The organism is Flavobacteriales bacterium, assembly GCA_020635395.1.
In the GTDB taxonomy this organism is placed as follows: domain Bacteria; phylum Bacteroidota; class Bacteroidia; order NS11-12g; family UBA9320; genus UBA987.
The window spans coordinates 177,763-202,237 of sequence record JACJZV010000001.1 but is presented as its reverse complement, the minus strand read 5'-3'; the positions used below and the strand labels follow the sequence as shown (position 1 = coordinate 202,237).

Below are 24,475 nucleotides of genomic sequence, written 5' to 3'. Positions count from 1 at the left end.
AATATGGATTTTTTTAATGAAAAGCATGTTGAAGCAGCCAAAGATTTACTCTACAAAATGGCTGACGACCAACTTATAATCGGACATAGAAACAGCGAATGGACAGGACTTGGCCCTTTACTCGAAGAGGACATTGCTTTTAGCAGCATGGCTCAGGACAAAATTGGACAAAGCGAACACTTATACAATTTATTGCACGAACTTGGCGAGGCCGATGCCGACACAGTGGCATTTACCAGAAACGCTAATCAATTTCATTGCAGCCAATTGGTGGAGTTACCTATTGGTGAATATGATTTTAGCTTAATGCGTCATTTTTTGTTTGATATGGCAGAAGCAGTGCGTTTCGAATCCTTAACTCATTCGGGCTACGAAGGTTTGGCAAACATTGCACGAAAATTTAAAGGCGAAATAAAATACCACACCATGCACGCCCACGCTTGGGTGAAACAATTAGCTAACGGCAATGATGAAGGCAAAGCCCGTATGCAAAGCTCACTCAATGAGATTTGGCCTTTTGCTCTTGGCATTTTCGAACCCGGACAACACGAAGATACGTTGAAAGAAGCCGGAATTTTTGAAGGCGAAGAGTCTTTAAAAGGTAAATGGCTAAAAGAAGTTACCCAATTACTCAACGCCTGCAATCTTCAAATTCCGACCGATTCAAAGCCTGTTTTTGGTGGAAGAACCGGAAATCATACGCCTCATTTGCAACCGTTGCTGGATGAAATGTGCGAGGTATATAGCATTGACCCATCTGCCGATTGGTAAATGACGGAGACCTCCATTCTTGAATGGCTTCAAGCGGTTAAAGACCCCGAAATTCCTACCATCTCGGTCGTTGATTTGGGCATTGTCACAAAGGTTTCTATCAACGACGACAATGTTGAAGTCACGCTTACACCGACGTTTGCGGGATGCCCGGCACTGAAAATTTTAGAAAAATTAGTCAAAGACCGACTGGTGGAATATGTGGGAATAGGTAACGTGGAAGTAAAAACGAACTTCGAAACCACTTGGACTACCGATATGATAAGCGAGGAAGGTAGAAAAGCGTTGCTAAAGCATGGATTAGCACCGCCTAAACCGCATCCGGGCTATTTGGAGTTGGATGTTTTATCAGACACGCCCTGCCCATATTGCGGCAGCCGAAATACCGAATTAAAAAGCCCTTTTGGCCCTACTCTTTGTCGAAGTCTGCATTATTGCAACAACTGTCTTCAAGCCTTTGAGGGTTTCAAACCGGTTTAAAAAAGAAAATCCGACAATGCCTGCCGGATCTTCTAAAAAAAAAGTATTAAAACACAATTCAGTTGCCTATGTTAATCCGAATGGGCATTGTCAGTCTCATTCTAACGGGTTTGTCCATTTGTTTTGCAGGAATCCATTTGGGCATTTGCTTTACCACATTCATTGCAGCTTCCTCCAACCCAAAGCCCAACCTTCGAGATTCTGGACTTACCTTAACATCACTTATACTGCCATCCTTTTCTATGATAAAGGTAACCAAAATGGTTCCGTTAGGGGCATCCGATAAATCATTTGGAAAAATCAAATTTTGTTGAATATAATTCACTCTTGCCTCTTCTCCACCTGGAAATTTTGCTCTGTCTGATACATCCAAACCCCACAGAGAATAAATCTTATCCACATCTTCCAGATTATCATCAGGTACACTATTCTGTCTCCAACCATCTGGCATTTCTGTCACAGCCCCCTGCTCTACTGTTGGTTTTGAAATTGAAACCCCGTTGCTCACTGATGTTAAAATACTTGGATTTGTGCTGTTTATTTTCGTGTCGGGTTTTTTCCAAGTTACTTGTGGCGTTTGGTAGGTAATCATCGGACTCTCATAAATGGCATCATTTATGGGCTCTGACGACAATGTTTTTTGAACATACTTATATTTGGTAAAACTCATCATGGCATACACGCTGCCAATAGACACACACATTCCCAAAAAAAATAGGGTTGAACGCAGTTTTCGCATATCGCTTTTTTTACTTTTTTTCGTTTCCATAATCTTAAATTCTTTCTATCAAAATTACGAAGCAAAAGAGTTAAATAGTATTTTCGGCAATGGAGCGTTAGTTGTATGAACAAAATAGAATTTGATTATAAATAATTAATAATCAATTAATTGTGACACATATTTATTTCAAAACCGCCTCAATTTGTTCTGATTTGGTTTAATAACGGAAACTATCGTTTTACCAACGGAAACAAAAAAGGGGAGTCAAATTTTGACTCCCCTTTGTAGAAATATTTTATAAAAATCAGTTATCAATCTTTATACGGATAGGTACCTGAAAATTCATTCTAACTGGTTTATCTCCTTGCTTTGCCGGCGACCATTTCGGGAATTTTTTTACCACTTCCACCGCAGCTTCTTCCAAACCATAACCAAGTTTTCTACCGCCTTCTACAACTTTCACATTCTTTATGCTACCGTCCTTTTCGACAATAAAGCTCACGAAAACAGTTCCGCCATCCGACTCATTAATAGCCAAATCAGGTATTGAAATATTTTGTTGAATAAACTTTTCCCTTTCCAAATCTCCTCCAGGGAACTCAGCTTTTTCAGAAACGCTATACCATTCATAGGTCTCATTATCCTCGCCAGGTCCATCATCTTTGAAAAGATTTCCTTTGTTCATCTCATCTTCGTCAAATTCAAGTGCTTTGAATTCAACTTTAGGAATAACCACCTCGTCATCCACCTCTTTTAGAATTTCCACCAATTCTTCTTCTTGCTGTGGAGGAGGCTCCAACGGAATTTCTTGTTCAAACTCGGTGTTTTCCACCTCGGCAATTACCTCTTCGTGTTTTGCCAAATTTTGGGTGTTTACGTTCACTTTTTCTTTTTCATATTTCATCAAGGCATAAACACCACCCAACGAAATACACATTCCCAAAAGGAACAACATTAAGCGATAACTGCTTACGTCAACTTTTTTGTTCTTTTTAGCTTCCATGTCTTTTCTCTTTTAAAGGTTCTACAAATTTATATCAAAAATTGTAGTTCCATACTGTTAAAAAATCTTTAGTAAACGGTGGTTTTAAATTTATCCCAATTCTTTTTAATGGTTTTAAACCCAATTGAAAAAAACACAAACCCAATGCCAGCCCCTGTCATATTTGCCGTCATGTCTAAATAATCAAAGTGTCGGTAGGTGGTTAACCATGCCTGCAAAACTTCCATTAGCACTCCAAAACCACTGCACAATATGAATATGACAATTAACGAACGGTAGCGTACATTTGACCAACGGAATTTTGCCATTGTTTCGAACGCAGCCACCAAAAACAACCCAAAATAGGCCAAAAAATGGCCAATTTTATCGATTGCCTTTACTCCAACTTTTGGCAAATTGTTGATGTGCATCAAACTCAAAACCACAATGATTACAGCAATCAAAACGGTGAGTTTGTAGCTTTTTGCCATTGATTTAGTGACCTATGCTGGCCTTGTATGTTTCGGCATCCATCAAACCGTCCACCTCGGCCATGTCTGCCATTTTTACCTTTATCATCCAACCATTTCCATACGGATCTGAGTTAACACTCTCTGGCGAGGCTTCTAATTCAGCATTTACCTCGATGATTTCTCCAGCCACCGGCATATATAAATCGGAAACTGTTTTTACCGCCTCAACTGTTCCAAAAGTATCTCCTGCATTCAGGTTTTCACCTTGTGTTTCAATTTCTACAAACACAACATCGCCCAATTCACTTTGGGCAAAATCAGTAATACCAATGGTAGCTGTGTCTCCATCTACTTTTACCCACTCGTGGTCGGCGGTGTATTTTAAATCTGAAGGAAAATTCATATTATCTTTTTTATAAAATGTCTAAGTTAAAAATTTGTCTTGTTAGGATGCTTGCTCCTCTTTATGTTTAAGTTTTTTATCGGTTACCATTGCCAATAGGTTCGAAATTTTGTCTTTTGCATCTTTTCGCTCAACAACAAAATCAACAAAACCTTTTTCTTGCAAAAATTCACTTCGCTGAAAACCTTTTGGCAAATCTTTACCGATGGTTTCTTTAATTACTCGAGGTCCGGCAAAACCAATAAGGGCATTGGGTTCCGCCACATTAAAATCGCCCAACATGGCAAAACTTGCCGTAACGCCCCCGGTTGTTGGGTCGGTAAGATATGAAACAAATGGTATTCCTGCTTTATCAAGCAAAGCCAGTTTGGCACTTGTTTTGGCCATTTGCATCAAACTAAATGCCGCTTCCATCATTCGGGCTCCGCCGCTTTTTGAAATCACAATTACCGGTGCTTCTGTTTCTCTTGCTCTGTCAATGGCACGGGCAATTTTTTCGCCCATAACCGTACCCATTGAGCCACCGATGAAGTTAAAATCCATGCAGGCAATAACCACTTTAAGACCATTCATTTTTCCCTCTGCCACCCGCACGGCATCTTTTAAGTGCGTTTTGGCCTGAGCCTCTTTTATTCTGCTTGGATAATCTTTGCTATCAACAAACTTCAGGGGGTCTGCCGAAACAATATTGTCATACAGTTCGGTGTATTTTTCATCGTCAAAAAATATGCTGAAATATTCTTCAGAACCTATTCTAGAATGATGCCCACACTCGGAACAAACATAATAATTTTGCTTAAAATCTTTGCTGGCCTGAGGTGCTTTGCACTCTGCACATTGAACCCAAAGACCATCGGGGGTAGCCTTTTTGTCTTGCGTTTTTGTTAGAATGCCGTCTTTTACACGTTTGAACCAACTCATATTTTTTGATTTTAAACTACTATGAATTTAGGCAATTGTTACCTCATTGGTAAGATATACATCTTGAATTGCATTGAGCAGTTGCACACCGTCTTTCAGCGGTTTTTGAAAAGCCTTTCTGCCAGAAATTAGCCCACAACCGCCTGCTCTCTTGTTTATTACGGCTGTTTTAACGGCATCAAACATATCATTGCTGCCCGAAGCACCGCCAGAGTTTATCAAACCCGCTCTGCCCATATAGCAGTTTGCCACTTGGTATCGGCACAAATCAATTGGGTGGTCTGAGCTTAAATCGCTATACACCTTGTTGTGCGTTTTTCCGAAATTAATAGCCGTATATCCACCATTATTTTCGGGCAATTTTTGTTTAATAATATCGGCCTGAAGTGTTACACCCAAATGGTTTGCCTGTCCGGTAAGGTCGGCTGCCACATGATAGTCCACTCCATCTTTTTTGAAATCACTGTTTCTGAGGTAGCACCACAACACCGTTGCCATACCAAGCTCGTGAGCTCTTTCAAAGGCTTGAGCCACCTCTATTATTTGTCGGCTCGATTCGTCAGAACCGAAATAAATAGTTGCTCCCACGGCAGCAGCACCCATATTCCAGGCTTCCTCAACCGAACCAAACATGATTTGGTCAAATTTATTCGGGTAGCTCAAAAATTCGTTGTGATTGATTTTTACGATAAATGGAATTTTGTGAGCATATTTTCTTGATACACTAGCCAGCACGCCGTAAGTAGAAGCAACAGCGTTGCAGCCACCTTCTATGGCTAACTTTACAATATTTTCCGGATCAAAATAATCCGGATTTGGTGCAAAACTTGCCCCCGCCGAGTGCTCAATTCCTTGATCTACTGGTAATATTGAAACATATCCTGTACCTGCCAATCTACCTGTATTCATTATTTGATTTAAACTTCTCAACACTTGTGGGCTGCGATTTGAAACGCCCCAAACGTTGTCCAAATGATTTGGACCAGGAAGATGCAGTCGGTCTTTTGAAATGGTTTTAGATTGGTGTCCTAAAAGATACTCGGCTTCTTTGTCGAGAATTTTTTCTATTGAAGAAATGCTCATTTTTATATAAAATATTTACGTTTTTCTGTTGAAATAGTCGGCAAAAATAGAATTTTTTATTCACCGAACTACAACAGAAAACTTCTATGGAGCAATGGCTCCGAAATTATCCAGTCATTGCCACCTTCATCCACTTAAAATCCACCATTTTTAATCATCCGTTGCATTTTTATTCACACATCCAAAATATTTGATTTTGTCATTTTGCCTTATCATTGCAACCGAAATGTTTGAATTTATTGAAGGGGAAATTGCCGAATTATCTCCAACCCAAGTGGTTATTAATGCCAACGGGGTTGGTTATTTGGCTCATATTTCGTTAAATGCGTTTGAAAAATTTAATGGTAAATCGAAACTGAGGTTGCTCACTCATTTGGTGGTAAAAGAAGATAGTCATACACTTTTTGGCTTTTACGACCATGCCGAACGGTCGTTGTTTCGTCATTTAATTAGTGTGAGCGGAATTGGCCCTGCCACCGCCCGAATGGTTTTGTCTGCCTTAAATCATAAAGAAATAATTGGTGCAATATTGAATGGCAATGAGGCGTTGTTAAAAGCAATTAAAGGCATAGGCCCCAAAGCAGCACAACGAATGATATTAGAATTAAGGGATAAAGTTGGTAAAATTGACGATACCAATCTCGTAAAATCAAATTCATCATCAGGTAATATTTACGAAGCCCTTGAGGCTTTAACTGCATTGGGTTTTGCCCGTGCGGCAGCCGAAAAAGTGGCCTACAAAGTGATGAGTGATTTGGGTGAAAATGCCACAACTGAGAACATTATTAAGAATTGTTTAAAATTATTATAAATTTGTCCGAAACTGATTTGCAAGCTTATAAGGTAAAATTGTACTCTCATTTGAATTGAAGAACGTATTCAATTAGTTTGTTGAAACGCTAAAAAAGTAAAGTTTTGAAAAAAAGTTTAAAAGCATTGCTTGCGGTTACCGTCAGTTTTGCGGCATTGAATCTAATAGCCGGAAGTAAATCTAATTTGCTCCTTTTTACAGAAACCTCAGAAACCGATTCTACTAAAAAGGATTCGTTGAAATATCCTATCAGAGATAGGAAACCGGGCGAATACAGGAGGATACACCAGTTTGACCTCAAAGATCCGGAGAATCTGCACAATGAAATATCATACAACCCAAATGATAGTTCCTATAGTGTTCAGCGAAAAATAGGCGACCAAAGTCTTGGCTCGCCCACCAGCCAATCATTCGAGGATTACCTCAAAACCCAAAACCGCGAAGAGTTAAACAAATACTTCCGACAAAAAGCTACGGCGAGCAACAATACTCGCAGCAACGGTTTTTTGCCTGATTTAAAACTTTCTCCTGATAAATTTGATGACAAAATGATGGATGGCTTGGTGGACATAAGACCAAGCGGTTCGGCAGAATTGATTTTTGGAGGAAATTTTAACAGAATTGACAACCCAATATATACCCGACGACAACAGAAAAACGGCAATTTTGATTTTAAACTCAAAATGCAGGTAAACGTTACAGGAACAATTGGCGATAAAGTAAAAATTAACACAAACTACGACACCGAAGCCACCTTTGAGTTTGAAAACCAAACTGGGGTTGGCTGGCAAGGAAAAGATGACGACATTCTAAAATCATTAGAACTTGGAAACGTTTCGTTGCCCTTGAACGGCAGCTTAATTCAAGGTGGACAAAGCCTTTTTGGGATTAAGACAAAAATGCAATTTGGCAAACTAACGGTTACTTCTATTGCCACACAGCAAAAAGGAGAAACCAGAGAGACAGAGGTTAACGGTGGTGCTCAAATAACCAAATTCAACATTCAAGCCAGCGACTACGATGTTAACCGTCACTACTTTTTGTCTCAATATTTTGCCGATAATTATGACAATGCACTTTCAAGACTACCAGTTGTGCAAAGCAGTGCCCGGATTACGTATATCGAAGTGTGGGTAACCAACCGTGCATCAAGCTACAGTAATACCGGCAATTTAATGGCACTTATGGATTTGGGAGAAGCCGAGCCATACAACTCCAAATATCAATTGCCCACCAGCACCCCATATCCTGACAACTACGTAAACAACCTCTTTAATGCCGCCCGAACAAATGCCGACGGACTGAGAGATGAATTGAAAGTAGGTGTTGAATATGTGGATTTGAGCAATGCCCGACAATTATCTCCACAAGAATTTACCTACAATCCACAGCTTGGTTATATTTCTTTAAATCAAGCACTTAATACAGATGAAGTTTTAGCAGTGGCCTATCAATATGATTACAATGGTATTGTTTATACTGTTGGGGAATTTGCCCGAGATAAGCCACCAACCAGCCAAACTCCGGTAAGCCTTACCGTTAAACTGATAAAATCAAACCTCATCAAAACCCATTTGCCAACATGGAATTTGATGATGAAAAACATATACAGCCTCGGTGCATACAATATGCAAACAGAGGATTTTAACTTTAACGTAGTGTATGCGGACGACAAAGGTGGCGGCGATTTGGGCTATTTACCGGTTTCAAGTTCGGAAACAAAATGGTATCAAAAGCAGCTAAATGCCGTATATAACCTCGACAACATGAATAGGCTTCAAGAGCCAAAACCAGATGGATTGTTTGACTTAATTGAGGGTGTGACCATACAAGCCGCCCAGGGTAGAATTATTTTCCCCATGCGGCAGCCCTTTGGCCAATTTACCAGAGATAAATTTATTGACCCCAAAGGAAAAAATGCCGACTACTATGCCTTTGATGCCTTGTATGACAGCACCAAGTGGGATGCCCAGCAAGATGTGCAGCACGACAAATTTTTCTTGAGAGGAAGTTACAAGGGTTCATCAAGCAACCAAATAAGACTGCAATGCTTCAATGTACCAAAAGGTTCTGTGAAGGTTACGGCCAATGGTTCTCTTTTGAATGAGGGAGTAGATTATATTGTTGATTATACCATTGGTATGGTAACCATTATAAACGAAGGGATTTTGGGTTCTGGAGCATTGATAAAAGCAAGCTGCGAAAGCAATTCGTTGTTTAATCTTCAACAAAAATCACTTGTGGGCACGAGGTTGGATTATAAAATATCCGACAAATTGCTTGTGGGTGGAACCGTTTTGCATTTAACGGAAAGACCTCTTACACCTAAAACAAATATTGGCGAAGAGCCATTGCTCAACACCATTTATGGCTTTGACGGGGCGTTTAATACAAAATCAAGAATGCTTACCCGATGGGTTGATAAATTGCCCTTAATTGAAACTAAAGAAGAATCAACCTTTGGTTTGACTTGGGAATTTGCCCACCTTATTCCACACAAACCCATTAGCATTGGAGAATTGGAAAGAGGCACATCCATGATTGATGACTTTGAAGGAGCCGAAACACCTTATGAAATAAAAACACCAAGCCGCTGGCATTTGGCCAGTGTGCCGCAACATCAGCCCGATTTGTTTCCGGATGCCGCAACCGGTAATTTAAAAGCCCCAAACAATAGGAGGGCATTATTTGCTTGGTACAGCATAGACCCAGTGCTTCAAAACGCTCAGGATAGGATGCCCGAACATTTAAAAAATGACCCAACTCAACGTTCAGGTCATTTTGTGAGAGCCATTCCTTATGACGAGCCATTTCCTCAAAAAAATATACAGCAAACATCTGCCAAAACAATCCCAACCTTTGATCTCGCTTTTTATCCAAACAGAAGAGGCCCATACAATTATGGAGTGGACAATCTAAATGCAGATGGCACGTTGGAAAACCCATCGGCCAATTGGGCAGGTATTAGCCGTCGTATTGAAAACACCGATTTTGAGGCAGCCAACTACGACTATATCGAAATTTGGATGATGGATCCGTTTGTTTTCGAAAAACATTTAGGTTCTCCAAAAAATTCTGGTCAGCTTTATATTAATATTGGAAGCATCAGCGAGGACGTTTTGCCAGACAAACGCCGCTCTATGGAAAACTCTCTACCGACGGCCAACAGCACAAATTCGCCCGTAGAAAAGACAGAATGTGGATTGGTAGGCCTTATTCAACCCATTGTAAATGGTTTTGACAACGACCCCGCTGCCCGATTGGCACAAGACGTAGGTCTTGACGGATTGAGTGATGACTTGGAAAGAAACTTCTTCGACAGTACGTATCTTAATAAAATAGAATTAAAGCATGGCAACAATTCATTGGCCTATCAAAATGCTTTCAAAGACCCTTCGGGAGATAATTTTATTCATCACAGAGATCAGACCTACGATCAAAACAAAACCTCTGTTTTGCATCGATATTTATACTACAACCAGTGCGAAAACAACTCCAATTTAGATCGATTGGCCGACCAAACACCAAAATCTATCTCTACCTACCCTGACGATGAAGATATTAACAGCGACAACACTTTAGACCAAGCAGAGGAATATTTTCAGTACAAAATTGACCTCAGTGCAGAAGATTTAGTGGTAGGTAAAGGCTATGTTTACGACTCAATTCGCGTTTTGGCACAGAGGGAAGATAATGGCGAAAAACCAGACAGCATAACCTATTATCAATTAAAAATTCCGATAAGAGAATATCAAAAACGAGTTGGAGGAATTACCAACTTTAAGTCTATTCGGTTTATGCGATTGTTTTTGACAGGTTTTGAAGACAGCATTGTTCTGAGAATGTTGAACATGCAAATGATTCGTGCCGATTGGAGACGATATGCCGGAAGCCTCAAATATCCGCCTACGGTTGGATTGCCGCCAGACCCCAACGACCCCGTTGAGTTTGTGGTAAGTACCGTAAATATTGAAGAAAATAGCCGACGAGTTCCTATTCCTTATGTTTTGCCTCCAGGTTTGTCGAGAGAGGTTGACCCAACACAACCCACGCAGGTTTTGCAAAATGAGCAATCGCTTTCGTTAAAAGTATGCGGACTTGAAAAAGGTGATGCCCGCGGTGCTTTTAGAGTTACAGAAATAGACATTCGCAACTACGAACGAATGAAAATGTTTTTGCACGCCGAAGGCGAAAACCTTCAAAATGGGGATGTTTGGGCTTTTATACGTATTGGTACCGACCTTGAAAACAACTATTATGAGTATAAACTTCCACTAAATGTTACCTCGTTTGGAGCATCTCTGCAAGACGATGTTTGGCCAACAACGAATAACATAGATTTTGCATTGCAAGATTTGTTTGACCTAAAATTGGAAAGAGAAACAGCCACCGGAAGCAAAACAGCCACTTATGAAAAGCAAGTTGGTAATGGCCATGTTATGCGTGTGGTTGGATTGCCTGATTTGAGTCAAGTAAGAACCATGATGCTTGGTATTATGAATCCGGATGGAACCACGAGTCAAGATAAACTTTGTGCTGAGGTTTGGTTTGACGAATTGCGTGTTTCTGGTATTGCCAACAAAGGCGGCTGGGCTGCCACCGCCCGTATGACAACAAAATTGGCCGACTTTGCCAGGGTTACAGCATCGGGCAACTATACTGCCATTGGGTTTGGCGGCATTGATAAAACCTTGAATGAACGAAGCCTGAATCAAACTTTTCAATACGACATTGCATCGAACGTTGAATTAGGCAAATTCTTTCCGGCAAAATCTGGTATTACAATCCCAATGTTTATTGGTTGGAATGAAAACTTTATCAACCCAAAATATTACCCACTAAACCCCGACATTTTGTTTAAACAAGTGTTGCAAAATGCGTTGACACCAGAAGAAAGAACTAAAATTAAGCAAACCAGCCAAGACTATACCAGCAGATACAGTTTGAATTTTACAAACGTTAAGAAAAATAAAACCGGAGGTGGCAAATCGCATCTTTGGGATTTGGAAAATTTCAACGCCAGCTATTCTTACCAAAAGATTTATAGAAGAAATCAAATTGTGGAAGAAAACTTTGTAAACACCCACAGGGCAAGTTTGGCTTATCAATACAACAACTCCATGAAAGCCTGGGAGCCGTTTAAAAAAGCGATTAAATCAAATAAATTGAGTTTGATTAAGGACTTCAATCTAAACTTATTGCCACAAAGTGTAAACGTGCAGTTTGATGCCGACCGTAGATACGGTGAACTTCAAAACCGAAGCAATGATAATTTTGATGCCATTGTTCCTAGATTTTACGACAAATCGTTTACTTTGAAACGTACATACGGCACCCGCTGGAACTTTACTAAAAGTTTAAAATTTAATTATAACGCCATTGCAGATGCTTGGGTTAAAGAACCTTTTGGTGCCATTACCACTCAGGAGCAGAAAGATTCCATTATGCAAAGTTTTCTTAATCTGGGTACTATGCGAAATTTCAACCAAACATTTGATTTGAATTATCAACTCCCGTTTAACCAAATAAAAAGTTTAAGATGGATTACTGCAGCTGTTAAATATGGTGGAAACTATAGCTGGGGAATAGCTCCACCAACTTTCCCGAGCATTGGAAATACTATTCAAAACAGTCAAACTCTGAACGGTACTACCCAGCTTAATTTCACTAACTTCTATAATCAATCAAAAAAATTAAAACCCTTTGTGGCTCGAACAACTGTATCAAAGGCAAAACCCGCAAAGAAGAATACAACTGATGAAGTAGATGCCACAGACCCAAAAGACCCATCATCGAAAGACAAAAAGAAAGGCGAACTCTCGCCAATGGCAAAAAATATAGGCGGTTTTTTCTTGATGTTGAAGCAGGTAAACCTGACCTATACAGAAACCAATGGAACAATGCTACCTGGATTTTCTGAAAAAATTCAGTATCTTGGAAATAACTTTGATTTAAACACCCCTTCATGGCCTTTTATTCTTGGGCTGCAAGATCCGAATATTCGGTATGATTTGGCTCGAAACGGATTCTTGTCGAACGACACCTTGCAGTTTAACCGATACATGGAAACGAGTTCTCAAGATTTTAATGGCAGAGCAACCTTGGAGCCTTTCAACAATTTTAGGATTACCCTAAACATGACCAAAAGGACAAGCAATACCCTGTCAAGCACCTTTAGATATTCTGAATCTTTGCAAGACTTTGATGATTATGGGTTGCAACAGTTGGGGCAATATACAGTTACTTTTATGTCGTGGGGCTCGGCGTTCGACAAATTAGGCAACGAGAAAAACAATTATCAATCCGATGTTTTTGATCAATTTAAAAACAATCGTTTGGAGATTTCTAAGAGATTGCAAGATCAAGAATTTAGCACAGGAAATTCGAGATATGCCGACCGTAAAGGCGAACTTGACCCCAACACCGGATATGCCGTGGGGTATGGCAAAACCCAACAAGATGTTCTGCTTTATTCATTCCTTTCTGCCTATGGTGGCAAAGATGCGAAAAGCATTACACTCAATGCCTTTAAACGAATGCCTGCACCATCTTGGCAAATAAACTATAATGGTTTAAAAGACATGTTTGGTCTTAAAAAACATTTTACCAACATCAGTTTGCAACACGCCTATAGCTCGAACCTGAATTTGAACAGCTACTATAGCGAATTAAGCTACGGAATAGATACCCTTTCGGATACCGCAAATCTTAAATCGAAGTTTATTTTTCAGCAAGGTGTTTCGCTTATTGAAAGACTTACACCTGTTTTGGGTATTGACATGACCCTGAAAAATGGTTTGACCTTAAAGTTAGAATATAAACGAGATAGAAATGTTACGCTGTTTATGAATACTTTCCAAATGATTGAACAACGAAACAAAGAATGGGTAATTGGAACGGGCTATGTAACCAAAGGTGTTCGATTGCCTATCAAATACCGAGGTTCAAAAATCTATCTGGAAAACAATCTAAACATTCGGTTCGATTTATCTATCAGAGATGGTATTACCATTAAACGAGATATTGAGTTGGGAACCAATAGTCCGCAAGCCGGAAACAGAATTGTTACCATAAAACCGAATATCGATTATAAGATTAATGACAATGCCAACCTCAGAATTTTCTACAACCGAACGGTTACTGAGCCTGCCAACACGGCAAGTTTTCCAACGGCACTTACTGATTTTGGGGTTTCATTGCGATACACATTACAATAATTTTTTTTGATTTCTTCGTTTTTGCACCCGCAAAATAATTGGGTGCAAAAACACGGAAAGAAGAATTAAGGCCGTGCCAAAATAAAACGTGGATGGTAGCGATTTGTGTTCGCTAAAAAACCATATAGCCATTAAAATGCCATATACCGGTTCAAGATTTACGGCAAGTCCTGCACTAAATGCCGATAAATTTTTTAAGGCCGACATAGCCAACACATAGGCCACCGAAGTGCAGAGCAAACCCAACGCCAACAAATACCAAAACGAGTGCAGATACACTCCAAACAATTTGTGCTCAGAAATTTGGCTGGAGTTGAATATTGAATAGTTGCTAAAATTGAAATTTGATTTAAAACCAAGGATAACCGTAATGAGCAAAAATGCTGCGGCAAGCTGAATTAAAGATATCGACAATACATTATAATGGCCAATGTATCTTTTGTTTAACGTGGAAAAAAAGGCCGAAGTGATAGCGGCCAACAACCCCCAAATAATGGATGTATAATAAAGTTTGCCAACATCTAAAATAAGCAGTAGCCCCACTATAACCAAAATGCCTAAAAAGGCTTCAACCCATTGAAATTTTGATTTGGTTATGATTGGTTCGAGTATGGATATAAACAAGGTGCTGGTTGAAAAACTGGCTAAAGCAATGCTTACGTTACCGGTTTTTATACTGGAATAAAAACATATCCAGTGTATGCCCACTACAAAACCAATAGAAGCGAAAATAAGTATTTGTTTTGGCTCTATTTTTTTTATTCCTATAGCTATTCCCGGAATAAATAGTAGCCCCAAAACAGCTATCCATAGTCTATGCCAGACAAGTGGAAGTGCTTGAAACGAAATAAACTCGCCAAAAATGGCCGTAAGACCCAACAGCACAACGGCCATGTGCATTTTTATATAGGCCACTCTTGTCTCCCTATCAAGCATGGCTCAAATATTCAAGAAAATAATGAGCTAAAAAAAGATTTAATTTTTGAAGTACTCCAGCAGATGTTTTCGCTTCCCATCGGAGACTCCGACCGTTTTTCCGTTCTTAAAAATCAATTGCCTGTCTCGTTCATTGAAAGATTTTACTTCATCCAAATTGACAATAACAGCTCGTTGAACTTTTAAAAAGTTATTTGGAACCAGAAGCTCATCATAAAAAGTTAATGATTTGGAAGCCACTACATTAGAACCATTCTTTAAATAAAAAGTAGTGTATCCTCCCCTTTCACCTTCGCCATAAAGCACATCGCTCAAAAATAGTTTTAGGTATTCTGAACGTGACGGAATGACTATATAATCAGGAGTTTCTTTGTGGGCTTCATCTTTGAGTGCTTCCAATCGTAGGGAATTGTTTTGAAGCGATAATTTAGCCTTGTCCAAACCATTTTTAAGTTCTTCAAAATCAATGGGTTTTAAAATATAATCTATTGCAGAACATTTAATTGCCCGAATAGCATACTGTTCGTAGGCGGTTATAAAAATAATCTCGGTGTTCGACAAATTTACCCGCTCAATGAGTTCAAAACCACTAATTTGGGGCATTTCAATATCCAGTAGAATTAAATCCGGCTTTAATAAATTTATTTCCTCAATAGCTTTTTCAGGGTTTGTAAACTCACCGACTACTTTTAGGTTTTCATCGTAGTCGGCCAAATAGTTTTTTAAAAGTTTGATACTGTTAATCTCGTCATCAACTAATATTACACGCATAATCAACCAATAGGTAAAGTCACTTCCACTTTTGTTCCAGTTATATTTTCATTTTCTTCGCTCAGGTCGGTGTAGTTTATGGAGGGTTTAAAATGTTCATTGCCAAGCAATTCTAAGCGGTTTTTCACCACTTCAATACCTAATGAACGATGTTTTACCTTTCTTGTTGTGCCTCCCGAATTAATTCCTACTCCGTTATCAGTAACCGTGCACAACACATAGTTTTCTCTTGGTTCAAATGTAATAAGAATTTTTCCGTTGGTTTCATCTGGTTTAAAGGCATGTTTCACACTATTTTCTACAATTGGCTGTATCAATAAGGGTGGCACCAAATAGTCTTCCGCATCATAATCGCCCAACAATTCTATTTTGAATGTAAATCTATCCGGAAAACGCAATTGCTCGATGGTCAAATAATTATCCAAAAACGACATCTCTTTGTTTAAAGCAATGTATTCTGAACGTGAATATTCCAACCCGGCACGCATCAAAGATGAAAATCGTTGCACATAATTGGCCGCTATTTTTGTGTTATTATCTAAAATGTATGACTGAATTGAGTTTAACGCATTAAACACAAAGTGTGGATTCATTTGGCTTCGCAAGGTGGCAAGTTCCGAATCTTTAAACTTAAACTGAAGTTCACGAATCTGGTTTAGCTTTTCATTTTTCGACTTTATTTCTCGGTATTGCCAATAGATGACAATGCCTGCTATGACCAGCCCAATAAAAGTCATCAATAACTTAAACCAAAGCGTATCGCTAAAATGTGGGACTATTGTAAAATTGTACACTTTGGCCTCGCTCCACAGGTCATTTTTATTTCGGCATAAAACTTCAAATCGGTATTTCCCGGGCAATAGGTTAAAGAAATCTACCTGGGTGTTGTTTGTAAAAGTAAAAGCTGTAGAAGTATCACCATCAACAATAAGCCGATACTTATAAAATTCGCCAACAGGCTTCTTAAAGCATATTCCTACAAACTGAATAGAAATATCGTTTTGATAATACTGAAAAACATTATCCGAAAAGGTAAAACTATCCTGCTGTGCCACAATGATTCGCTCTAAATTGAGGCGGGGTGCGACGTTGGTAGGTACTAAATTTTTAAGGTTAAAGTATTGTAATCCCTTATCAGTGCCCATCCAAAGTTCATCATTCCAAACGGTAAGTGCATTTATAAAGTTTGACTTTAGACCATCATCGGTATTCATGCTAAAAAGTACTTTGGACTGAGATATTGAAGGTTTAAGTAAAATTTTACTAATGCCTTTGTTGGTTCCGGCCCAAAGGATGCTGTCGTTTTCGAACTCAAGACTATTGATAAAATTACTATTTAAACCACTTTCTTGATTTAGTATCATGTAGTCATTTCCCTTTTTTAGTATCAATCCGTTTGCACTTGTTCCAAAAACAATGACATTCTGTTTACTGTGCACAACATTGTTAATTCGTGTTTTAAGTGGTTGATATTCTGTGAACCTTTGAGGCTTTGTCAGGTTGTTTTCAGATGCAAACCAAAGCCCATGCAATCCACCAAACCACACAACTCCGTTTTCATCCTGATCTACACAAATCAATCTTTCATTTTCAGTTTCAACATTGACCGAATCCTTTGCACCCCCAAACACTATGTATCCAGGAGAATAACCTGTACAAATAATCTTTCCTCCTCTGAGCGGGAAATTGATTCCGGCACTGTGATGATGAATTCTTTGTGGTGTAAAATTGTTGTTTATAAGCCTGTATTTAAACTGACCGGTTATATAAAATTCATCACCACGCACATCGATTTGCAAAATGGAAAGCCTTTCGGGTCTGTGATAAACTTTATCAATCACCTGCCTCATTCCAACATCCGAATACTGATAAATTTTTTCTTCTGAGGTGCCAATAATGAGTTTGTTTGAAACGGCCTTCAATGAAGTTATTTTACCAGTGTTCAAATCATTATAATCCTGAAACTGTATTTTTTTATTATTAAAACTTAGCAGTGGAAAAGAAAAAATTCCAGCGTTTAAACTTGTTGCCCAAACTATGCCGTCGGTGCTTTTGAATACATATGTAAATTTAACATCCGGCAATATGGGCAAGTTGTCCTTTTGCGAAAAATTAATTATACCCTTTTCTGTTGCAGCCATCAATTGGCCTTGATAATCAAAAAGTGTATTGACCTTCCCATCTAGTTCAGCCACAAATTCAGCAGTCTTTCCGTCGGTTTTCATTACTGTTGTTTGATTAAAAAAATAGACCATGCTATCTTTTTTCAAACTGAATTCAGTCAGGAAAAAATTCTCTTTCAAGGGGTAATTGTAGAGGTATATATCCTGTAAAACCCTATCTTTTCGAATGGAAAAATCAGCTCCTGCAATATTGATTGGATTACTTATATTATTTTCATCGAACTCTATTCTTCGGAACGTTTTTTTAGAAGTGGAATACTCATAAAAACCTTGTGTATCAAAAACTAAATGAACATAAATAAAATCGCCCCTGAATTCTAAACGTTTTGTCCACCATCGAATACTCTGTAGATGCTCTGTTAATGGGCTTTGAATCAATTTACCAACATCTATATCATACACCACAATACTCCCATCATAGCACGTAAACCATAAATCATGATTTGGGGCTTCATAACATTTAAAAATAGTGTTGCTGGTTAGTGCAGAATTTTCGCTGGTAAAGGTTGTAAACTTATACCCGTCATATCGGCACAAACCTCTATCGGTGCCAAACCACATATATCCGTTTATATCCTCTTGGGCAAAATATACTTCAGCACTCGGTAAACCGTCTTCAACTGTATAGTTGACGTATCTTGTTTCTTGCGAAAAAACGAAGGTGGTGTTTGCTAAAAGCCAAATCACCAGCAAAGCTAATTGGGTTATATGCCTATTTTTTTTTGTCAACCCTCAAATATAAAATTTGATGTTGACACCCCGAATCATTTTTTTGAGTGTAATATTTTGGTTTCAATAGCCGAGGTAGAAAACCCCTCGAGAAATGGTATGGTCTCTACCATTCCTCCACGGCTCAAAACAAAATCTGCCCCAACAATGGTCTCAATTGTATAATCTCCTCCCTTTACCAGAACATCAGGTTTTGCCTTTTGTATCAAATTTTCAGGTGTTTCTTCATTGAAAATGCACACCGCCGAAACACACTCAAGCGATGCCATTATGGCTGCACGACTATCTTGATTTTGAATAGGTCTGTTTTTTCCTTTTAGTCTTGAAACGGAAGCATCCGAATTCAAACCAACCACTAAAACATCGCCTAAATCAGCAGCCTTTGCTAAATAATCAACATGACCTTTGTGCAGTAAATCAAAACAACCATTGGTAAATACGATTCTTAAATTCGACTTTTTCCAATCCGAAATTTTTTGAACCAACGACTCTTGATTCACAATTTTTGAATCAATCAATGTTCTGTGCAATGACATTTTTTCTTTTTTCTTCTATTCCTACAAGATAAAACGAAATACCGCCAATTATACAAATCATCAGCATTTGACTGGCATGGGATATAATAGCATAGCTGGTTGCAATATCTTTATTTATGCCATACAGCGAAGCCAAACCTAATGGAACAAAATAATGAAATCCACCAATATTTGGTGCTGGTATTATTACTGCAATTGTTGCCATTATCAGTGTGGTAAGGGCTGCATCCATCCCTAAATGTGAAGTCCCATCAACCGCAAAAAAGATTAGGTATGAAACCATTAAATACATGAACCAAATAGCCAGTGTATAAAAAATAAAAAGAAAAGGCCTTTTTAGTTTAAAAATACTCTTGGCTCCATCCAGCAACCCTGATATAAAATCAATTACCTTTTTAACCACGGGATTTGCTATTTCTTTTGATTTTATTTTGTTAAAAATAATTATTCCCACTATTCCCATTAAAGGCAATGCACCCAAAATAATCAGTTTTATAGTCCCATTTTGTTGGTTTTGATTGAATTGGTCAACCAAAAAATTCCAAATTAAATCATACTGAAAAATAATGGCGGCCAAAGTAATCAAGGCTGTAATAATCAAATCAAAAACCCGCTCAGTAAACACAGTTCCGGCAAGTTTGTCAATTGGCACTTTGTCGGTTCTGTTTTTTAAAGCACACCGCATTACCTCTCCAAAACGGGGTGTCACATAGTTAACCATGTAACCAACCATGATGGCATAAAACCCGGTTTTTATTCGTGACTCATAACCCAATGGCTCAATCAGCATTTTCCAGCGTATTGCTCTGATTAAATGGCTTAAAAAGCCTGCAAAGGCTGCCAACAAAACCCATAAATAATTGGCTTCTTTTATGGCATTCCAAGCACTTTCTTTATCCTCAATTTTATAAACTACCCAAACCATAAGGCCGATGGCCAACACAGGGTAAAATATCTTTTTAAGAATATCTAACGTACTTTTTTTCAATGATTTATGCGATTATTGGCATCCGGAAAAACAATGTATGGGGTAAACCTTTTGGCTTCCTCAAAATCCATGTGTGCAAATGAAATAATGATGAGTTGATCTCCCCATTGGGCTTTTCTTGCGGCAGCCCCATTTAGGCAAACCATACCGCTACCTCTTTCACCTTTTATGATGTATGTTTCCAAACGCTCGCCATTGTTGTTGTTTACAACCAACACTTTTTCTCCCTCAATCATATTGGCGGCATCCAGCAAATCTTCATCAATGGTTATGCTGCCCACATACCGCAATTCGGTTTGTGTAACCTTTACGTTGTGAATTTTCGATTTTAGGACTTCTATCATCATTTCGGCTGCAAAGGTAGTTGTTTTTAAAATTTGGGAATAGGCTTATTTCTGTTGCCGTTTAAGTCTTTTACTCCTTCGGGCAAATTGTCTTCTTGTTGTTGTTTTTGCTCCAAAAACTGTTGCAAAGTGGGTCGTTTGTCATCATGCCATTCAAAATCTGGCAATCGTTTTTTATCTTCTGGAAGCTGGTTTACAGGATAAAACCCTCCGCTTGGTTTTGTGTAAAAGGTTATTTCATTTACCTTATTATTCTCCAAAAAAATAAGCATATCGCTGCAAATAATATGGTTTACACCTGTGTAGCTCGAATCTTCTTCTCTTGCATAGTATATGCTTTGTCCATTGCCTTTCACATCCACCCTATTCAGTTTGTTTGAAACAAAATAAGCAAACATATTTCTGCCACTGATTTGGTTAAACGCATCCTCTTTTTCTTGCGAGGCGATGAAGGCATCGTTTAAAATGTGCATTTTATCTAACCCTCCTACTTTTCTGTAAACAATTATTGTATCACCTGATACCTGATTGTTTTCTGTCCAAATAATTGGTTGACCAAACATACTAATGGTGCTATCAGTAAAATTATAAACCAACGAATCTGAAACACCCTGCATATCGGTTTTATGGATTTTGGTGTGATGGAAGGCCAGCAATTTTCTGTCGCCGTCAGTTTCGGTTATGTCAATCAACGTGTCAGCCTTCAAAAACAAACTATCTCCGTCTAAATATTTTATAGCCAGCGGGTTGCCAGAAACCAACGTCCTTTTTTCATTTCGGTAATTAATGCCATATTCTCCCCGTAGTTTTATTTGTTCAAGCGTATCTATAAGAGTAATGTTGCGAAATGCCTGTCCAACACCCGTGTTTCTGTTGTATGCCAAACTATCGGCTATGAGTTTATTATCCTTTCCGCTTATCCAGGCTCCTTTGCTAAACTGACTGGTGTTGTTGCGGGTATCATACCACCCATTTCGGCAAAAAATCGTGTTTTCGTTACTTTTAATATAGGTTGGCCCGTAAAAATAGGCCACCTTAGAAACCGTGTTATATCGCAGCGTATCGCTTGTCATGGTATATTCCGGATTGTTTAACTTTACTTTATCCTTAAAAAAGAACTCCTTGCTCCGGCTATGATAGCGACCTATGCGACTTTCCAGCTTGTCCTGCCCATTGTTTATTTTGCCTCCGGTGGTATAATATCCTGTCTTCGTGTTCAAATCATATTGCAACAAATCGGTGGTCAGTTCCATTTGTTGGTCTTTCAATCGCACATTTTTTCGCAGATGTGCAATCTTTTTGTCGCCGTCATATTCGGCATAATCACCCCAAAGGTTCAGCGTATCTTGTTGGCGAATATAAATGTGTCCAAAGGCCTCAATTCGGTTTTGCTTTCTGTAAAAATAAGCACTATCGCAATCCATATACACATTGTCTTGCCTAAACTTTACATGCCCCTTTACCCGCTCGGCATCTACAAAATCTTGGTCAAATTCAATAGACTCAGCATCCAAAAGTTCTATAACGCTTCGTTGCTGTGCCGAAGCAATTTTGAAAGAAGCCAACCAAATGACCGTTGAAAATACGATTTTTGTAAATCTCATACAATTGCAGAGCGGCAAAAATAGTGCAAGAACAATTGGAGCAAATACTTTTTAATGACCTCGGTTTGAAAAAATCCGACAAAATTCTTGTAGCCGTTAGTGGTGGGGCTGATAGCGTAGTGCTTTTGCGATTGATGAAAACCATTGGTATTGACGTTTCGGTGGCACATTGCAATTTTGGTTTAAGAGGAGAAGAAAGCGATGGTGACGAAAAATTTGTCATCGAGCTTTGCAAGAAACTCGATGTTCCTTATTTCATTCAGTCATTTGACACACAATTAGAATCCAAAAGAACAAAGAAAACCATACAAGAAACTGCAAGAAACTTGAGATACAATTGGTTTTTTGAGCTGTTAAGAGAACATAACTTTTTGTATTTGGCCGTAGCTCACAACAAAACTGACAATCTCGAAACGGTTTTTATCAATCAGATTAGAGGTAGCGGTATCCACGGTTTTAAAGGCATAGGGCATGATTTTAATCGAAAAATAATCCGTCCATTATTGAGCTTTACTTCTTCCGAAATAAGAACTTTTGCCGCCAAAAATAATTGGGAATATCGCAATGATTCGAGCAATGATTCAGACAAATATTTGAGAAATAAACTAAGACAAGAATTGCTGCCCGTATTGACCAAAATTGAACCTAATATTGAGGAAATTGTTTTTAAAAACAGCCAAAAAGTGACCGAACATATTGAGCTTTACAATTTTCTATTAAGCGAAAAAATCAGACCGCTTTTGATAGAAGAAGGCGAACAGTTTAAAATTCCAAAAGTAGAGATTAAACGTTTTCCACAAAGCCATTTAGTGTTGTATGATTTGTTAAACACTTTTGGCTTTAGTATTGCCCAATGTATCGAAATTACTCAAAACATAACTGTAGGTTCCGTTTACCATTCGCACACCCACAAACTGAATATTGACCGTGAATGTTATTTCATAAAACCACTAAAATCATCAGAAGAAAGTATCCAAATTGACACTCTCGGTATTTATACATGGAAAAATGTGCAAATTGAGTTTAGTAAAATACCGGAATCAGAAGTTGACTTTTCCGACTGTTGCTCCTGTTTTTTTGACATGAATAAAACTATACTCCCGATATTGGTGAGAGCATGGAAAAAAGGAGACAAAATTCAACCATTTGGAATGAAAGGCAAAAAATTAGTGAGCGATATATTAGTTGATAACAAAATTGCATTGTTCGACAAAAAGAACATTCCCGTTTTTTGTGATTCTGACAACGAAATAATTTGGATTGGAGGATTAAATACGTCCGAAAAACTAAGATTTTCAGCAAGAGGGAGAACAGAAAAAACCTTTGGGAGATTTAGAATTGATTTAAAAAAATAAGTTTGTATATATTCGTATCAATGTTCAACACACTAAAAAGTAACAATATGAAACGCATTCTAATTCTACTTATACTTTCGGCTACTTCCATTTTTTCTAATGCCCAAATAATTACCAATGGGTTGGTTGGTTATTGGCCCTTTAATGGCAATGCCAACGATGAAAGCACCAACAGCAATGATGGCACTGTTACTGGAGCAACACTTACCTCCGATAGATTTGGAATATCCAACTCCGCCTATTATTTCGATGGGAATGGGGATTATATAGACTGTGGAAATGACAAAAGTTTGATGATTTCAACGCATTCAGTAAATTTTTGGTTCAAATACAACAGCGATACAACAAAAATTCAAGAAATGATAAACGATGCCAATTCGCTTAATGGTGAATTTGGTGCATCATTTAAATTCGATCCAACCGGGGGGATTTTGTCTGGGATGGGTGGAGGCTCAAGCGATGCATGGATTTCAGCTAACTCAAAAAAATCATTTGCAGATAATGATTGGCATATGTTTACCAGTGTATATAATGCAAAAACTAACTACTTTGCACTTTATATAGACGGCTGTTTCTTTACAGGCAAAACAAATGAACGATACGGATTTAAACTAGGCAAAGACAGTCTAATTCACAATGGAAGTAATCATTGGATTTTTGGTGCTCATAGCCAGTATTTTTCTTCTACCAACAATGCCGGACCGAGATATTACAACGGTTCATTAGATGACATCATGTTTTTCAACCGCCCACTAACCCCAAAAGAAATTATGAAACTTTATGTTGGAGAAGTTTGCATTTCAGAGGTTACCATCTACGATACCATAAAATATTACGATACCATTAGTTTGGCAGTTACCGACACCTTATACATCAAATTTAATGTGGGTTCTACCGGTGGAAACAAATCTCTTGCAAGTGTTAAAGTGTATCCAAATCCAAGTTCTGGCTTGATTTATATTGATGCTCAAATTCCCTCTTTTGCCAGTGGTTATTCCTTAACAATAAGAGATAATGTTGGAAAATCAATTTACCAATCATCCATCACATCAACCACAACAACAGTCAACCTTACCAACTTTACCGCCAAAGGGATATACTATGTAGAAATTTCGGATCCATCAGGAGGCGTTATTTCTACCAAAAAAATTGTTATATACTAGTTGT

General features: G+C 38.4%; 19 protein-coding genes. 6 read left to right on the top strand and 13 right to left on the bottom strand.

Annotated features, from left to right (window positions below):
- Positions 1–3: 3 nt before the first annotated feature.
- Together paaC and paaJ are read left to right on the top strand one after the other, a co-directional pair.
- Positions 4–771: a phenylacetate-CoA oxygenase subunit PaaC gene (gene paaC / locus H6607_00865; GenBank protein ID MCB9260917.1), complete on the top strand. Its 768-nt coding sequence runs from the start codon at positions 4–6 to the stop codon at positions 769–771.
- Positions 772–1,251 carry a phenylacetate-CoA oxygenase subunit PaaJ gene (gene paaJ, locus H6607_00860; protein ID MCB9260916.1) on the top strand — a complete coding sequence of 160 codons (480 nt, stop codon included), beginning with the start codon at positions 772–774 and terminating at the stop codon, positions 1,249–1,251.
- Between the two features lie 58 nt (positions 1,252–1,309).
- Here paaJ and H6607_00855 read toward each other — a convergent pair whose 3' ends face one another.
- From H6607_00855 to H6607_00830, 6 genes are all read right to left on the bottom strand, one after another.
- Positions 1,310–2,020, bottom strand: coding sequence for an energy transducer TonB (locus H6607_00855; GenBank protein ID MCB9260915.1), 711 nt, complete (start codon positions 2,018–2,020; stop codon positions 1,310–1,312).
- Between the two features lie 256 nt (positions 2,021–2,276).
- Positions 2,277–2,975 carry an energy transducer TonB gene (locus H6607_00850; GenBank protein MCB9260914.1) on the bottom strand — a complete coding sequence of 233 codons (699 nt, stop codon included), beginning with the start codon at positions 2,973–2,975 and terminating at the stop codon, positions 2,277–2,279.
- A 68-nt stretch (positions 2,976–3,043) separates the two neighbouring features.
- Positions 3,044–3,445: a VanZ family protein gene (vanZ, locus tag H6607_00845; GenBank protein MCB9260913.1), complete on the bottom strand. Its 402-nt coding sequence runs from the start codon at positions 3,443–3,445 to the stop codon at positions 3,044–3,046.
- 4 nt (positions 3,446–3,449) lie between these two features.
- Positions 3,450–3,830: a glycine cleavage system protein GcvH gene (gene gcvH / locus H6607_00840; GenBank protein MCB9260912.1), complete on the bottom strand. Its 381-nt coding sequence runs from the start codon at positions 3,828–3,830 to the stop codon at positions 3,450–3,452.
- A gap of 42 nt (positions 3,831–3,872) precedes the next feature.
- Positions 3,873–4,751: an acetyl-CoA carboxylase carboxyltransferase subunit beta gene (locus tag H6607_00835; protein ID MCB9260911.1), complete on the bottom strand. Its 879-nt coding sequence runs from the start codon at positions 4,749–4,751 to the stop codon at positions 3,873–3,875.
- A 27-nt stretch (positions 4,752–4,778) separates the two neighbouring features.
- A complete protein-coding gene (locus tag H6607_00830; GenBank protein ID MCB9260910.1) occupies positions 4,779–5,834 on the bottom strand; it encodes a class I fructose-bisphosphate aldolase in 1,056 nt (351 codons plus the stop codon).
- 226 nt (positions 5,835–6,060) lie between these two features.
- Here H6607_00830 and ruvA point away from each other — a divergent pair, with 226 nt between their 5' ends.
- Complete coding sequence (gene ruvA / locus H6607_00825; protein ID MCB9260909.1) at positions 6,061–6,645, top strand: Holliday junction branch migration protein RuvA; 585 nt, start codon at positions 6,061–6,063, stop codon at positions 6,643–6,645.
- A 104-nt stretch (positions 6,646–6,749) separates the two neighbouring features.
- The gene (gene sprA, locus H6607_00820) at positions 6,750–13,862 is read left to right on the top strand and encodes a cell surface protein SprA (protein ID MCB9260908.1); all 7,113 of its coding nucleotides are present in this window, start codon (positions 6,750–6,752) and stop codon (positions 13,860–13,862) included.
- Here sprA and H6607_00815 read toward each other — a convergent pair.
- The 7 genes from H6607_00815 to H6607_00785 form a co-directional block, all read right to left on the bottom strand.
- On the bottom strand, positions 13,854–14,798 hold the full coding sequence (locus H6607_00815) for an EamA family transporter (GenBank protein ID MCB9260907.1): 945 nt from the start codon (positions 14,796–14,798) through the stop codon (positions 13,854–13,856). The two genes, sprA and H6607_00815, sit on opposite strands and share 9 nt — an antisense overlap.
- Positions 14,799–14,837: 39 nt before the next feature.
- The gene (locus H6607_00810; GenBank protein ID MCB9260906.1) at positions 14,838–15,569 is read right to left on the bottom strand and encodes a response regulator; all 732 of its coding nucleotides are present in this window, start codon (positions 15,567–15,569) and stop codon (positions 14,838–14,840) included.
- A gap of 2 nt (positions 15,570–15,571) precedes the next feature.
- On the bottom strand, positions 15,572–18,439 hold the full coding sequence (locus tag H6607_00805; GenBank protein MCB9260905.1) for a histidine kinase: 2,868 nt from the start codon (positions 18,437–18,439) through the stop codon (positions 15,572–15,574).
- Between the two features lie 77 nt (positions 18,440–18,516).
- Positions 18,517–19,017, bottom strand: coding sequence for a D-glycero-beta-D-manno-heptose 1-phosphate adenylyltransferase (gene rfaE2 / locus H6607_00800; protein MCB9260904.1), 501 nt, complete (start codon positions 19,015–19,017; stop codon positions 18,517–18,519).
- A complete protein-coding gene (locus H6607_00795) occupies positions 18,992–20,005 on the bottom strand; it encodes a flippase-like domain-containing protein (GenBank protein MCB9260903.1) in 1,014 nt (337 codons plus the stop codon). The genes rfaE2 and H6607_00795 overlap by 26 nt, the downstream gene beginning before the upstream one ends.
- Positions 20,002–20,352 (bottom strand): aspartate 1-decarboxylase, encoded by a 351-nt coding sequence (locus H6607_00790; protein ID MCB9260902.1) that lies wholly within the window; start codon positions 20,350–20,352, stop codon positions 20,002–20,004. Before H6607_00790 ends, H6607_00795 begins: the two co-directional genes overlap by 4 nt.
- A gap of 23 nt (positions 20,353–20,375) precedes the next feature.
- Entirely contained in the window at positions 20,376–21,953 is a 1,578-nt protein-coding gene (locus tag H6607_00785; GenBank protein ID MCB9260901.1) for a hypothetical protein, read from the bottom strand.
- A gap of 23 nt (positions 21,954–21,976) precedes the next feature.
- Between H6607_00785 and tilS the strand changes: the two genes are divergently transcribed.
- Positions 21,977–23,308: a tRNA lysidine(34) synthetase TilS gene (tilS, locus tag H6607_00780; protein MCB9260900.1), complete on the top strand. Its 1,332-nt coding sequence runs from the start codon at positions 21,977–21,979 to the stop codon at positions 23,306–23,308.
- Positions 23,309–23,355: 47 nt separating this feature from the next.
- Complete coding sequence (locus H6607_00775) at positions 23,356–24,471, top strand: T9SS type A sorting domain-containing protein (GenBank protein ID MCB9260899.1); 1,116 nt, start codon at positions 23,356–23,358, stop codon at positions 24,469–24,471.
- Positions 24,472–24,475: the final 4 nt, after the last annotated feature.